The sequence below is a fragment of the Pseudomonas mandelii genome (assembly GCF_002251635.1).
GTDB classification, from domain to species: Bacteria; Pseudomonadota; Gammaproteobacteria; order Pseudomonadales; family Pseudomonadaceae; genus Aquipseudomonas; species Aquipseudomonas mandelii_B.
Window position 1 is genome coordinate 1 of record NZ_NMOJ01000183.1, and the last position, 14,126, is coordinate 14,126.

Annotated in this window: 13 protein-coding genes and 2 pseudogenes; 10 read left to right on the forward strand and 5 right to left on the reverse strand. The window is 60.9% G+C overall.

Going from position 1 to position 14,126, the window contains the following annotated elements; translation table 11 throughout:
* The 4 genes from ehuA to ehuB form a co-directional block, all read right to left on the reverse strand.
* The coding region (ehuA, locus tag B7L09_RS22520) for an ectoine/hydroxyectoine ABC transporter ATP-binding protein EhuA (protein ID WP_141213495.1) at window positions 1-716 on the reverse strand (716 nt) is incomplete at its 3' end.
* 80 nt (window positions 717-796) lie between these two features.
* Window positions 797-1,453, reverse strand: a complete 657-nt coding sequence (ehuD, locus tag B7L09_RS22525) for an ectoine/hydroxyectoine ABC transporter permease subunit EhuD (RefSeq protein WP_010458188.1) — start codon at window positions 1,451-1,453, stop codon at window positions 797-799.
* Entirely contained in the window at window positions 1,450-2,109 is a 660-nt protein-coding gene (ehuC, locus tag B7L09_RS22530) for an ectoine/hydroxyectoine ABC transporter permease subunit EhuC (RefSeq protein WP_010458187.1), read from the reverse strand. The genes ehuD and ehuC overlap by 4 nt, the downstream gene beginning before the upstream one ends.
* Window positions 2,110-2,178: 69 nt before the next feature.
* Window positions 2,179-3,036: an ectoine/hydroxyectoine ABC transporter substrate-binding protein EhuB gene (ehuB, locus tag B7L09_RS22535; protein WP_010458186.1), complete on the reverse strand. Its 858-nt coding sequence runs from the start codon at window positions 3,034-3,036 to the stop codon at window positions 2,179-2,181.
* Window positions 3,037-3,316: 280 nt separating this feature from the next.
* On the opposite strand from ehuB, the gene ehuR reads away from it, so the two are divergent.
* The 9 genes and pseudogenes from ehuR to B7L09_RS32900 all read left to right on the forward strand — a co-directional run.
* On the forward strand, window positions 3,317-4,711 hold the full coding sequence (ehuR, locus tag B7L09_RS22540) for a MocR-like ectoine utilization transcription factor EhuR (RefSeq protein ID WP_042932568.1): 1,395 nt from the start codon (window positions 3,317-3,319) through the stop codon (window positions 4,709-4,711).
* Window positions 4,712-4,818: 107 nt separating this feature from the next.
* On the forward strand, window positions 4,819-5,790 hold the full coding sequence (gene eutB / locus B7L09_RS22545; protein WP_010458182.1) for a hydroxyectoine utilization dehydratase EutB: 972 nt from the start codon (window positions 4,819-4,821) through the stop codon (window positions 5,788-5,790).
* A gap of 39 nt (window positions 5,791-5,829) precedes the next feature.
* On the forward strand, window positions 5,830-6,822 hold the full coding sequence (locus tag B7L09_RS22550) for a cyclodeaminase (RefSeq protein WP_010458180.1): 993 nt from the start codon (window positions 5,830-5,832) through the stop codon (window positions 6,820-6,822).
* A gap of 42 nt (window positions 6,823-6,864) precedes the next feature.
* Window positions 6,865-8,055, forward strand: a complete 1,191-nt coding sequence (gene doeA / locus B7L09_RS22555; protein ID WP_010458179.1) for an ectoine hydrolase DoeA — start codon at window positions 6,865-6,867, stop codon at window positions 8,053-8,055.
* A gap of 3 nt (window positions 8,056-8,058) precedes the next feature.
* Window positions 8,059-9,060 carry a N(2)-acetyl-L-2,4-diaminobutanoate deacetylase DoeB gene (gene doeB / locus B7L09_RS22560; RefSeq protein ID WP_010458176.1) on the forward strand — a complete coding sequence of 334 codons (1,002 nt, stop codon included), beginning with the start codon at window positions 8,059-8,061 and terminating at the stop codon, window positions 9,058-9,060.
* A 68-nt stretch (window positions 9,061-9,128) separates the two neighbouring features.
* A complete protein-coding gene (locus tag B7L09_RS22565; protein WP_010458174.1) occupies window positions 9,129-9,608 on the forward strand; it encodes an Lrp/AsnC family transcriptional regulator in 480 nt (159 codons plus the stop codon).
* Between the two features lie 246 nt (window positions 9,609-9,854).
* A complete protein-coding gene (locus B7L09_RS22570; protein ID WP_010458172.1) occupies window positions 9,855-11,327 on the forward strand; it encodes an NAD-dependent succinate-semialdehyde dehydrogenase in 1,473 nt (490 codons plus the stop codon).
* Window positions 11,328-11,338: 11 nt separating this feature from the next.
* Window positions 11,339-12,383, forward strand: a pseudogene (locus B7L09_RS22575) (aminotransferase class III-fold pyridoxal phosphate-dependent enzyme); the annotation flags it as partial.
* A 98-nt stretch (window positions 12,384-12,481) separates the two neighbouring features.
* Window positions 12,482-12,724: pseudogene (locus B7L09_RS32900) on the forward strand (aspartate aminotransferase family protein); the annotation flags it as partial.
* 180 nt (window positions 12,725-12,904) lie between these two features.
* On the opposite strand, the gene B7L09_RS22580 reads toward B7L09_RS32900, so the two are convergent.
* Entirely contained in the window at window positions 12,905-13,339 is a 435-nt protein-coding gene (locus B7L09_RS22580) for a Z-ring associated ZapG family protein (protein WP_094470714.1), read from the reverse strand.
* Between the two features lie 144 nt (window positions 13,340-13,483).
* Between B7L09_RS22580 and B7L09_RS22585 the strand changes: the two genes are divergently transcribed.
* On the forward strand, window positions 13,484-14,113 hold the full coding sequence (locus tag B7L09_RS22585; protein WP_094470715.1) for an alpha/beta hydrolase: 630 nt from the start codon (window positions 13,484-13,486) through the stop codon (window positions 14,111-14,113).
* The last annotated feature ends 13 nt before the right edge of the window (window positions 14,114-14,126 follow it).

Below are 14,126 nucleotides of genomic sequence, written 5' to 3' on the forward strand. Positions count from 1 at the left end.
CNNTGTTCATGGATCTGGCCCTTGTAGAAGAAGCACACGCGATCAGCGAACTCCCGGGCAAACCCCATCTGGTGTGTGACCATCAGCATGGTCAGGTTGTGCTCGGCACCGAGTTTGCGGATCACGTTGAGCACTTCGCCGCACAATTCCGGGTCGAGCGCCGAGGTGACTTCGTCAAACAGCATGACCTTGGGCCGCATCGCCAATGCCCGGGCAATCGCGACCCGTTGTTGCTGCCCGCCCGACAGTTGCGAAGGGTAATGCCCCAGTTTGCTGCCCAGCCCGACCAGTTCCAGCAAATCTGCCGCCCGTTCCCGCGCTTCGGCCGGTTTCATGCCGAGCACCTGCACCGGCGCTTCGATGACGTTTTGCAGCGCCGTCATGTGCGGGAACAGGTTGAAGCTCTGGAACACCATGCCGATCTTGCCGCGAACGCGACGGATATGCCGATCATTGGCCGGTACCAGCACGCCATTGCGGTTAGGCATGTGGGTCAGCAGGTCATCCTCGATGCGGATCAGTCCGTCATCGATGCCCTCAAGCGTCATCAACACCCGCAGCAGCGTGGATTTGCCGGAGCCACTGGGGCCGATGATCGCGACTTTCTCCCCTGGCGTAACGTCCAGGTTCAGGTGGTCGAGTACGGTGAAATTGCCGTAACTCTTGGTGACGTCCTGGAAGCTGACAATCGGCTTGACCGGATTGGGTTCATGCATGGCCGTGGCCTCCTGCGGATGCAGCGGTGACGGATGGCTGCGCCGGGAAAGGTCGGTAGGTGTCGAGAGTGGAGAAGTCATTAGCGTAGCTCCAGGCGCACTTCAAGGCGCCGTACCAGATAAGCCAAGGCGATGCTCAGGGCGAGGAAAAACAGACCGACCATGGTGATCGGCTCCAGGTAGCGGAAGTTCTCGGAACCGATGTTTTTGGCCTGTTGCATGATTTCCACCACGGTAATCGCCGACAGCACCGGTGTGTCCTTGAGCATCGCCACCAGGTAGTTGCCCAATGGCGGCAGGATCGGCCGCAGGGCCTGGGGCAAGATGATGTTGCGGTAGGCGCTATAGGGCGCGATGTTCAGCGCCGTGACCGCTTCCCATTGCGCTCGCGGCACGGCGTCGAGGCCACCGCGATACACCTCGGCGATGTAGCAGGCGTAATGCAGGCCGATGCCGAGAATCCCGACTTGCATGGCCGTCATGCTGACGCCGTAATTGGGCAGCACGTAGTAGAGGAAATACACCTGGATCAGCAGCGGCGTGCTGCGGATGAACTCGATCACCCCGGTTGCCGGCCACGACAACCAGACTCTGCGGCTGCGTCGGCCAATCGCCAGGAACAGCCCCAGGACAATGGCGATCAGGAAACCGATCAGGGTAATCCCCACGGTGTTGAGCGAAGCGCGCAGCAAATCGGGGAGGATTTGCCAGGCGTAGGTCCAGTCGAACAGTGTCATGACAGACCTCCACGCATCCGCCCGCGAGCCAGACGCCGCTCTATCTGGCGCATGCCGATATTGATGGCTTGCGCCAGGACGAAGTAGATCACCAGCGCCAGGCTGAAGATTTCCAGGGTCTGGAAGGTTGCCTGATCGAGTTGCCGGGCACGAAAGCTCAGGTCCGACAACGTGATCAGCGACACCAGCGAGGTGTTTTTCAGCAATTCGATCAGCAGGTTGGTGCCGGGTGGGATGGCCGCGAGTAAGGCCTGCGGCAGGATGATCCGCCGAAAGCGTTTGTAGCCGCTGAAGTTCAGCGCCGTGGACGCTTCGTACTGACCTTTGGCGACCGAGCTGATCGCGCCGCGCATCACCTCGGCGCCGTAAGCGCCGATGTGCAGGCCGAGGCCGACAATGGCCACGCTGTAGGGGCTCAGCTCAATATTGAACGGCGGCAACGGCAGCACAAAAAACAGCCAGAACAATTGCACCAGCAACGACGTGCCGCGGAACACTTCAATGTAAGCAATCGAAAACCAGCGCAGTGCCCGCCATGGCGACATGCGCCCGAGTGCCGCCAGAATGGCGGCGACAATCGCCAGCAGCGAGCCGAAGAATGTCACCTGGAGGGTTACCCAGGCGCCTTGTATCAACAGCGGAAGTAATTCACCCATGATTCAACCTGGCCATCCGGAGTAAGCAGGGGAAATAGGCATCGCGCCGTGGCGCCATGCCTGTTTCGACTATTGAGCGCAGAGCTCGGCAGCCGTTTTGCTTGTCACGTTGGATTTGTCGAAGCCGAAAGGGGCGACCGCCTTGAGGTGCTCTTCGGAGCCCAGCCACTTTTTCATCTCGGCGTTGACCGCATCACGCAGGTCCTTGTCTTCCGGGCGGAAGGCGAGGGCGCCGTAGCCGATGTGCGACGGATCGTCCTTGAACTCAGTGACGGCTTCGACTTTCTCGCCGCCCTTGGCGGCCAGGCCTTTCATGGTCAGTTGCGTGCCCACTGCCGCGTCGGCACGGCCGGCGCGCACGGCTTGCAGCTGCGCGGTGGTGTCCGGCACCTGAAGGATTTGCGCATCCTTCACGCCGGAGTCGCGCGCATAGGCCAGGTTCACCGTGCCGGCCATGATCGCCAGCTTCACATCAGGGTTCTTGGCGATGTCTTCATAGCTGTGCAGGTTCTTCGGGTTGCCTTTGGCCGTGAGCAGGGCGTCCGGCAGCTGGTACTGCGGATCAGTAAACAGCACCTGCTTGCAACGAGCCGGGGTGATGTACATGCCGGCGGCAATCACGTCGAATCGCCCCGCGCGCAGTCCCGGGATCAAGGAGCCCCATTCGGTCAACACGCCGTCGACTTTCTTGATGCCCATCTTCTCGAAGATCGCTTTGGCGATTTCCGGCGATTCGCCGGTAACCTTGCCGTCGGTTTCGGTATAGGCGAAAGGGGTTTCGTTGGCGTAACCGATGCGAATGCTGCTGTTCTGTTTGACGGTTTCCAGCGTATTGGCGGCGTGGGCGCTGGCAGCCAGGCCGAACAAGGCACACGCCACGAACAGACGACGCAAAACATGGGGGGTGCGGGTGGGGAAATTGCTCATCGATAAAATCTCCTGTTTCTTGTGGACCCGTCTGTGACGGCTCTGTGGTAGGAGGCAGTGTGACAAGAGCAAAACGTATAAGGACTGATCCATGACGCGGGACGCAGTTCCGATACAGGTCGATTGGTTTTGTTGTAGGGGCTTGAAACGTGCCCGGGCATCGACCTTGGACCGAGCATACAAAAGCCTCAGGCATCGTGGCATTGCACTAGGACAATTGCTTTGCATGTATTCTCGCGGGATGCTGTGCGCACTGGCACCTACGCGGGTTTTAGCGCCGATGGATAAGTGGAAAGCAGCATTGGACGTCGCTCGCAGCGGTGAGTCCAAATACAAGATCCTGGTGCAGGCCATCGCCGATGACATCGAGCAAGGCGTGTTGGCCAACGATCAGCGCCTGCCGCCGCAACGGCACGTCGCCGATGCGATGGGCATCAGCGTGCAGACGGTCACCAACGCCTATAAGGAGCTGGAGCGCCAGGGTCTGGTGCGTTGCGAAGTCGGGCGCGGCAGCTTTGTGTCGCGACGCATGAGCGATCGGGTCGCCACCTATATTCTCGACAGCCCCGAGCGGGCCCTGGTGGATTTTTCCATCACCCGGATCATGCACACCCGTGAGCATGACCAGTTCTGGCGCGAGACCTGCCGCGAACTCAGTACCGAAGAGGATCAGCCGTGGATTCATGCATTTCGTCCGATTGCCGGGTTCGAATCGCACCGGGAAGCGGCCATGCACTGGATCGGGCGACAAGGGTTACGGGTCGAGCGTGACGACATCCTGATCACCAACGGCGCGGCCCACGGCATCTTTCTCGCGCTGGCTTCCTTGGCCGGCCCGGACGATGTGGTGCTGTGCGAGGGCGTCACCGACCACGGTGTGATCGGTAATTCCCAGGTGCTGGGGTTTACCCTCAAAGGCCTGGAGATGGACCGTTACGGCATTGACCCCGAGCATTTTGAAGACATGTGCAGTAACGAGCGCATCACCGCGCTGGTCTGTACACCGAACCTGAACAACCCCACCACCAGCCTGATGCCGGATAGCCGCCGGCGTGAAATCGCCGAGATCGCCCGGCGCTTCGGTGTGCACATCATTGAAGACGATGTGTACGGCCCGTTGCTCGATGAGCGACGCGCGCCGCCGATCAGTCATTACCTGCCGGAGCTGTCGTTCTATTGCACCAGCATGACCAAGTCGGTGCTCACCGGTTTGCGCATCGGTTATCTGGTCGTGCCCAAGCGGCTGGCGCTGCGCACCGAGAGTATCTTGCGGGTCAACAGCTGGATGGCCACGCCCATGGTGTCCGAGATCGCGGCGCGCTGGATTCGTGATGGTCGCGCCGACACCCTGGTGGGCCTGCAGCGCAAACTCCTGGCGGGCCGCCAGGCGCTGGTCACTGAGTATCTGGACGAATACCTGATCGCCCAGCACCCCTATGCCTTGAACGCCTGGATCGGAATTCCGCCCCATTGGGAAATCGACAGCCTGGTCCGGGCATTGCGCCACAAACACATTGCCGTCACTTCACCTGACCCGTTCACCGTGCGCGGCACGCCTCGGCCGCGAGCGGTGCGGGTCTGTGTGGGCGCCGAATGCAGTGATGAAGAAATGCGTGTTGCGCTGATCGGCATGCGCGAGATCTTCGGCCAGTACCCGCAGATCCATGACTTTTGAGCGAGAAAAAGTTCGCGAAAAGTTTGTCGGCTAAATTGCCCTAGTACATTCATCGCGACAATCCAGCCCTCTTAGACTGCGCCCAACACCTCGGTTGGGATGCGGTCATGTCAGCACTGCAATTGAACGATATTTACCTCGCTCGCCAGCGGATCGAATCGTTGGTTCGGCGCACGCCCATGGAGTATTCACCCAGCCTCTCGCAGCGCTTGGGTGTGGCGGTGTTCCTCAAGCTCGAATCCCTGCAACTGACCGGCAGCTTCAAGTTGCGTGGCGCCAGCAATGCCGTGGCGCAGCTTGATGTCGAGCAAAAGGCCCGTGGCGTGGTGGCCGCCTCGACCGGCAATCACGGTCGGGCGCTGGCGTATGCCGCGTCCCGGCAAGGTGTGAGGGCGACCATTTGCCTGTCGCGCCTGGTGCCGGCGAACAAGGTGCAGGCCATTCGGGATCTGGGGGCCGAGGTGTGCATCGTCGGTCACTCTCAGGACGATGCCCAGCGCGAAGCCGAACGGATTGCCAGCGAGCAGGGCGCAACATTGCTGCCGCCCTTCGACCACCCGGCGATCATCGCCGGGCAAGGCACCCTCGGGCTGGAAATCCTCGAGCAGCAGCCAGAGGTGGCGCAAGTGCTGGTGCCGTTATCCGGCGGCGGTCTGTTTGCCGGCGTGGCACTGGCGATCAAAAGCGCCAATCCACACATCGTCACTCACGGCATCAGCATGCAGCGCGGCGCGGCGATGCACGCCAGCCTTGAAGCCGGGCATCCGGTCGAAGTCGAGGAGTTGCCGACCCTGGCCGATTCGCTCGGCGGCGGCATCGGGCTGGACAATCGTTACACCTTCAACATGACCCGCAACCTGTGCGACCACCTGCATTTGCTCAGCGAAGCCTCTATCGCCAATGCCATCCGCCATGCCTACCGCGAAGAGCGTCTGGTGCTCGAAGGCGCGGCGGCGGTCGGCATTGCCGCGTTGCTCGACGGCTTGATTGAGCCGCGCGGGCCGATCGTGGTGGTGGTCAGCGGCCGTAACGTCGATGTCGATCAGCATTTACGCGTGCTCGCCGGAGCCGATGCGTGAACCCCACAACAATAACCATCCGATTGGAGCGCTGCGTTGATGAGTGACATTACTTTATTGAGCGAAGCGGATTTGCGCGCCTGTGTGGCGCTGGATTTGCCGAGTATCGAAGCCATCGAGCAAGCCTTTGTGCTGCTGGCCACGGCCGCCGTGGCAATGCCGCCGATCCTGCGTCTGGACATCCCGGAGCACAACGGCGAAGTGGACGTGAAGACCGCGTATCTGCCGGGTCTGGAGCGTTTTGCGATCAAGGTCAGCCCGGGCTTTTTCGATAACCCGGCACTCGGCCTGCCGAGCCTCAACGGCATGATGATGCTGTTGTCGGCGCGCACCGGTTTGCTGGAGGCCTTGTTGCTGGATAACGGTTACCTGACGGCCGTGCGCACTGCGGCGGCGGGTGCGGTGGCGGCGCGGGCACTGTCGCGGCCCGACAGTCGCAACGTTGCGCTGATCGGGGCCGGCGAGCAGGCCGCGCTGCAGTTGCAGGCCTTGCGCCTGGTGCGTCCGATTAAATCGGTGCGGGTCTGGGCGCGTGACAGCGCCAAGGCAAACAGCTTCAGCGCAGAACTGGCGCGCAGCAGCGGTCTGGCGGTGACGCCTTGCGCGAGTATCGAAGAGGCCATGGCCGACGCGGACATTGCGATCACTTGCACGCCCAGTCGTGAACCCTTGATTGAAGCGCGCCATTTGCATCCCGGCCTGCACATCACTGCCATGGGCTCCGACGCCGAACACAAAAACGAAATTTCGCCCCAGGCGTTGGCGCAGGCCGACCTCTACGTGGCTGATCGCTTGAGCCAGACCCGCCTCCTCGGTGAATTGCATCACGCCTTGGCGACCGGCGTCATGGCCGATGAATCGCGCCTGGTCGAGTTGGGTCAGGTGCTGGCCGGGCAACGTCCCGGCCGCACCGATACGGCACAGATCACCGTGTGTGACCTCACCGGTACCGGCGCTCAAGACACCGCCATCGCCAATCTGGCCTTCGAGCGTGCGCGCTCGGCCGGCAAGGGTTTTCAGTTCGGCAGCTAAGCCGTTTTTTCATCCGTGCGTCATTTATCAGAGGGCATGTGCATGTCTCAGATAGTCGTCAATCTCCCGTTCGAACGGGAGGAATACGCCCAGCGTCTGGCCAGGGTTCGAACGGCCATGCAGGCTCAGGGCATCGAGTTGCTGCTGGTCACTGATCCATCGAACATGGCCTGGCTGACCGGCTATGACGGTTGGTCGTTTTACGTCCATCAATGCGTGTTGCTGGCGCTCGACGGCGAGCCGGTCTGGTTCGGGCGCGGGCAAGATGCCAACGGCGCCAAACGCACCGTGTTCATGCAGCATGAAAACATCATCGGGTACCCGGACATTTATGTGCAGTCCCGGGAACGCCATCCAATGGATTACCTGTCGCGCGAAGTCATCAGCGCTCGCGGCTGGGACGCGCTGACCATTGGCGTGGAAATGGACAACTATTACTTCAGCGCCGCCGCCTATCTGTCGCTGAAGAAACACCTGCCAAAGGCCTCGCTGATCGACGCGGTCGGGCTGGTGAACTGGCAGCGGGCGATCAAGTCGCCCCAGGAAATCGCCTACATGCGCATCGCCGCGCGCATCGTCGAAAACATGCACGCGCGGATCCTTGAACGCATTGAGCCGGGCATGCGCAAAAACGAACTGGTGGCCGAGATCTACAGCAGCGGCATTCTCGGCGCCGACGGTCATGGCGGTGATTACCCGGCCATCGTGCCGCTGTTGCCGACCGGCGCCGATGCCAGCGCGCCGCACCTGACCTGGGACGACACGCCATTCGAGAAGGGCGCCGGCACGTTCTTCGAAATCGCCGGTTGCTACAAGCGATATCACTGCCCGTTGTCGCGCACCATTTACCTGGGCAAACCGCCGCAGCATTTCCTCGACGGCGAAAAAGCCGTGGTCGAAGGCATCGCCGCCGGGCTCGAAGCGGCCAAGCCAGGGAACACCACGGGTGACATTGCCGTCGCGTTTTTCAAAGTGCTGGAGAAGTTCGGCATCCACAAGGACAGCCGTTGCGGTTATCCGATCGGGATCAGTTATCCGCCGGATTGGGGCGAGCGCACCATGAGCTTGCGTCCCGGCGACACCAGCGTGTTGCAACCGGGCATGACCTTCCACTTCATGCCGGGCCTGTGGATGGACGATTGGGGGCTGGAAATCACCGAGAGCATTTTGATCACCGAGACCGGTGTCGAAACGTTATGCAACGTGCCACGCCAACTGTTCGTGAAGGGTTGAGCCATGAGCGAATTGCCTGATAACCCGATCAGCGCCACGGTGGATTTCGCCCGCGAAGGCGTGCAGCACGGGTTTCTCAAACTTCCGTATTCGCGGGACGACTCGGCCTGGGGCGCGGTGATGATTCCGCTGACGGTGATTCAGCGTGGTCAGGGACCGACGGCGCTGCTGACCGGCGGTAACCACGGCGACGAATACGAAGGCCCGGTTGCGCTGAGCAAACTGGCGCAGGGCCTGACGGCTGGTGAAGTGAGCGGGCGGGTGATTATCGTCCCGTTCATGAATACCCCGGCGTTCCACGCCGGACGGCGCACGTCGCCCATCGACAAGGGCAACCTGAATCGCAGTTTTCCCGGCAAGCCGGACGGCACGGTGACCGAGAAAATCGCCGATTACTTCAACCGGACCTTGTTGCCTTTGGCCGATATCGTGCTGGACATTCATTCCGGCGGCCGCACCCTGGATTTCCTGCCGTTCGCCGCGTGTCATGTGCTGCCCGATAAACACCAGCAGGCCCGATGCGAAGCCGGCATGCGCGCGTTCAATGCCCCCTACAGCATGCGCATGCTGGAGCTGGATGCGGGGGCGATGTACGACACAGCCGCCGAGCGACAGGGCAAAGTTTTCGTCACCACCGAACTGGGTGGCGGTGGTTCGTCCAGCGCACGCAGTGTGGCGATCGCCGAGCGCGGGGTGCGCAATCTGCTGGTGCATGCCGGGATTCTCGAAGGCGAGGTCCAGACCGCTGCGTCGATCATGCTCGACATGCCGGATGCTGATTGCTTCATTGCCAGCGAACATGACGGCTTGCTGGAAATGTGTCGCGATCTGGGTGACAACGTGAGCAAGGGCGAGGTGATTGCCCGGGTTTATGACGCCACCCGCAGCGGTGTTGCCCCGGTGGAATATCGTGCGGCCCGCAGCGGTTTACTGGCGGCGCGGCATTTCCCCGGGTTGGTGCAGTGCGGTGACACCGTGGCAGTCATCGCCGAAGTTTTGGCGTAACACAATCCTTGTGGGAGCGGGCAAGCCAGCTCCCACAAGGTCCCAATGGCACAGGAGTTCCTCGGCCCATGCACAAGCTTGATCGCTACGACCTGAAAATCCTGCGAATCCTTGCCGAAGACGGGCGGATCACCAAGTCGAGCCTGGCCGACGCGATCAATCTATCGGTGACCCCGGCCTGGGAGCGCGTGCGCAAACTGGAAGCGCTTGGGTTGATCAAGGGCTACCGGGCGCAGATTGACTGGAATGCGGTATTCAAAAGTCAGCAGGTCCTGGTCGAAATCACCCTGGCCCGACACACCGCACAGGATATGCGCCGGTTCGAGCAACGCATGTGCGAGGCGGCTGAAGTGGCGTTCTGTTACGCCACCGGTGGCGGGGTGGATTACATGGCGATGATCCAGGCGCCGGACATCGATCACTACCAGCGGTTTATCGACCAGCTGCTGCTCGACGATCTGGGCATCGAGCGTTACTTCACCTACATCGTGACCAAGACCATCAAGACCGGCGGCGCCTTGCCGGCGGAGCTGGCACAAGAGCCCTGAACACGACAGATCCGTGTGGGAGAGGGCTTGCTCACGTTGACTGACACGCCGCTTTCGCGAGCTGGCTCGCTCCCACATGACTGCTTGTCTGACTGAAAGAACAGTGTTCGTTAAGGCTCACCGCAAAATCTTCGGTTTTGCGCTGTTCAATCAGAAAAAACCGCCTGCCAAGCCCCGCCAAACACCCAATAACCCGAGCCGAGCTGCCCTAGCATGGTTCCACGCACACGGTTTGGAGTAACCGCCATGACATACAAACATCCGCTGCTGTTCAAGGCACTGTGTTACGTCGATGGGCATTGGGTCCACAGCGACAGTGGTCACAGTGTCGCCGTGCATAACCCTGCCGACCTGAAATTGATCGGCCACGTGCCGATGCTCGATCAGCCGCAGATTGTCGCGGCTGTCGATGCCGCGCACCGGGCCTTTGCCGGCTGGCGCGAACAAAGCCTCGATGCGCGTGGGACGATTTTGCGGCGCTGGGCGGCGTTGATTCTTGAGCATCAGGAAGACCTGGCACGCATCCTCAGTCAGGAACAAGGCAAGCCGCTGGCCGAGTCTCGTGGGGAAATCGCTTACGCCGCGAGTTTCATTCCCTGGTTCGCCGAGGAAGCACGGCGTCTTTATGGGCAAAACATTCCCAGCCACATTCCTGGTGCACATCTGGGCACTCTCAAGGAGCCGGTCGGCGTCTGTGCACTGCTGACACCGTGGAATTTCCCGTCGGCCATGATCACCCGCAAAGCGGCCGCCGCCCTGGCCGCTGGCTGCACCGTAGTGATCAAACCGGCCCATGAGACGCCTTTTTCAGCATTGGCGCTGGCGCAACTGGCGGAGGAGGCGGGCTTCCCGGCGGGCGTGTTCAACGTGGTGCTGGGCGAGCCGCAGATGACCATGCAAACCCTGGTGCAGGACAGCCGCGTGCGTTCGGTCAGCTTCACCGGCTCGACCCGCGTCGGCAAGTTGGTGTTGCAAGCGGCAGCGCAGGACGTGAAGAAAGTCTCGCTGGAACTGGGCGGCAATGCGCCGTTCATCGTCTGCGCCGATGCCGATCTGGCGCTGGCGGTGAAAGTCGCCGTAGAAGCCAAATTCCAGACCTCGGGTCAGGATTGCTGCGCGGCCAACCGGATCATGGTGCAGCGCTCGATTTACCCGGAATTCCTCCAGCGCTTTGCCGCTGCGGTTCGCGAGCTGCGGGTCGGTCCGGCCCTGGTGGGCGATCAAGAACAACCTGTCGACATCGGCCCGTTGATGCACCGGGCCGCTTTCGAGGTGACGGCCGAGCGTGTGGCTGACGCCCTTCAACTTGGTGCGCAACGCTTGGTCGGCGGCGAGGCTCACGCCCTGGGGGGATTGTTCTACCAGCCGACGGTGCTCGCGGATGTCACCCCGCAGATGCGCATCTATCGCGAAGAGAATTTCGCGCCGATTGCGGGGGTGATGCCTTTTGACACCCTTGAGCACGCCATCGAAATGGCCAACGACACCGAATACGGTTTGGCCGCCTACATTTGTTCCAATCGCCTGGACCTGATCTACCCGCTGATTCGCCGCCTCGACCACGCCATGGTCGCGGTCAACGGCGTCAAGTTCACCGGCCATCCAATTCCGTTCGGTGGCATGAAAGCCTCGGGTCTGGGCCGCGAAGGCGGCACCGAGGGCTTCGAAGCCTTTGTCGAAACCAAATACTTTTGCCTGCACCATCAAGGCCAGTTCTAAGGAGACATGTCATGAACCAAGAGCTCGATACCCTGTTCGAACAAGACCGCGCGCACTTCATGCACCCCTCGACCCACGCCCATGACCACGCCAGCGGCGCGCTCAAGGGACGCATCATCAAGAGTGCGTCGGGCATTCGCATCCGCGACCACGAGGGCCGCGACTTCATCGACGCCTTCGCCGGCCTGTACTGCGTGAACATCGGCTACGGCCGTACCGAAGTCGCCGATGCGATCTACAAGCAGGCCAAGGAGCTGGCGTATTACCACACCTATGTGGGGCATTCGACCGAGGCGATCATCGAATTGTCCAGCCGCATCATGGACTGGGCGCCGCAGGGCATGAAAAAGGTCTATTACGGTCTGTCCGGGTCTGACGCCAACGAAACCCAGATCAAACTGGTGCGTTACTACAATAACGTATTGGGTCGCCCGCAGAAGAAGAAAATCATCTCCCGCGATCGCGGTTATCACGGCTCGGGCATCATGACCGGCAGCCTCACCGGCCTGCCGACTTTTCATCAGCACTTCGACCTGCCGGCCGAAGGCGTCAAACACACCGTTTGCCCGCACTGGTACCGCAAGGCGCCGGCCGGCATGGATGAAGCGGCGTTCGTGCGCTATTGCGCCGACGAACTGGAGAAAATGATCCTCGCCGAAGGGCCGGACACCGTGGCCGCGTTCATCGGCGAGCCGTTGATGGGCACCGGCGGCATCATCGTTCCTCCGGCGGGTTATTGGGCGGCGATTCAAGCGGTGCTCAACAAATACGACGTGTTGCTGATCGCCGATGAAGTGGTGTGCGCATTCGGTCGGCTGGGTTCGAAGATGGGCAGCCAGCGTTACGGCATGCAGCCAGACTTGATCACCACCGCCAAGGGCCTGACCAGCGCCTATGCACCGTTGTCGGCAGTGATCGTCGGCGAAAAAGTATGGGACGTAATCGAAAAAGCCTCTGAATCACAAGGTGCGATGGGCCATGGCTGGACATACTCCGGTCACCCGATCTGCGCCGCCGCGGCCTTGGCCAACCTCGATATTCTGGAGCGGGAAAACCAGAGGGGCCTATCTGTTGCGGATGCTAATTGACTGAATAAAGGATCAATAGAGGATAAAACTGTCATGACTATCCATGTGTGTGGATAGTTGAGTTGAGTGCTGGCCGCGGTCGAGTTCATGGCCGATTGTGAGCAACGTACACCCTTCGATGCTGCATTGAAGGTCGGTCCGAAACTATCGGCAGCCTGTCTTGAGCGCGGCATGATTGCCCGGGCGATGCCCCATGGCGACATTCTCGGATTTGCACCTCCGTTGATCCTGACCGAGGAAGAAGCCGATCTGATCGTCGACATCACCAAAAGCGCGGTCGATCACGTGGCCAGCGAGATACTGGGTTAGGCCTGATAGATCACCCCCCAAAAAACCGCTCGATCCTTCACCGTTCGGGTGGTTTTTTGNATCCCTGTGGGAGCGAGCTTGCTCGCGATGGGGCCAGATCAGCAAATCAAACAATCAGCAACAAAAAAGCCCCCGGACAATCACTCGTCCGGGGGCTTTTTCATGGCGCGCGAAACCTGATTACTTCTTCAGGCCGTAATGCTCATCGAGCATGCCCGGCGCGTTCGGGGCTTTGGGGGCGTAGTCGCGAGGCGGCTCCTGATTGCGCGGTGGCGTCAGGCGTTCCCGTGGAGCCTGCGCCGCGTCGGCGTGCAGGGCGGCCAGCAAGCGTTGACGAGTCTGCTCGTCCAGGGCCAGGCGGTTGGCACCCTCGGCGAGGTGATCCTGCACTTCCTGATAGCTCGCAGTCAGCTTCTTGACCAGATTTGCAGTGCTGTTGAAGTGGGTGACCACCTCGTTCTGATAACTGTCAAAACGTTCCTGAATGTCATCCAACTGACGCTGCGTGCGGTTAGGCGCGGCATTCGGCAGCAGGCGGGCAACCAGGAATCCAATGGCGACACCGGCAACCAAGGCGAGAGTCGGCAACAACCAAACTAAGAGCGAGTGTTCCACGAGTCCTTCCTCTATAAACGGCTTTGCTTTACGTTAACGGCTCGGACCTGCGCTGTATACCGCGATTCACTCGCAATAGATTGGCACAGACAATTTGCTAGACGAGTCGACCCGATTCGAGGTCACGGAGTTCCTTCCTTGCTTATGCGCGAAACCCCTGTAGTGATTGATGGCCCGGTCGGCCAACTGGAAGCTCTTTACCTGGATATCGAGCAGCCGCGCGGCATCGCGCTGATCTGCCACCCGAACCCGGTACAGGGCGGNACCATGCTCAATAAAGTCGTATCGACCCTGCAACGCACCGCCCGCGACGCCGGTTTGATTACTTTACGTTTCAATTACCGCGGTGTCGGTGCCAGCGAAGGCGCCCACGACATGGGCACCGGCGAAGTCGACGACGCCCAAGCCGTTGCCGAATGGCTACGGGCCAAACACCCCGAGTTGCCGCTGACCCTGTTCGGTTTCTCCTTCGGTGGTTTTGTTGCAGCAAGTCTCGGCGGACGCCTGGAAGCCAAGGGTGAACAGCTCAAGCATTTGTTCATGGTCGCGCCGGCCGTCATGCGCCTGGGCGATCAGGATCAACTGCCGCAGCAGGGTGAGCTGACCCTGATCCAGCCGGAAACCGACGAAGTGGTCGACCCGCAGGTCGTCTACGAGTGGTCCGCTGCCTTGAAACGCCCCCATGAGCTGCTGAAAGTGGCAGAATGCGGGCACTTTTTTCATGGCAAGCTCACCGATCTCAAGGATCTGGTGCTGCCGCGCCTCTCGAATTGATAGCAGTCTGATA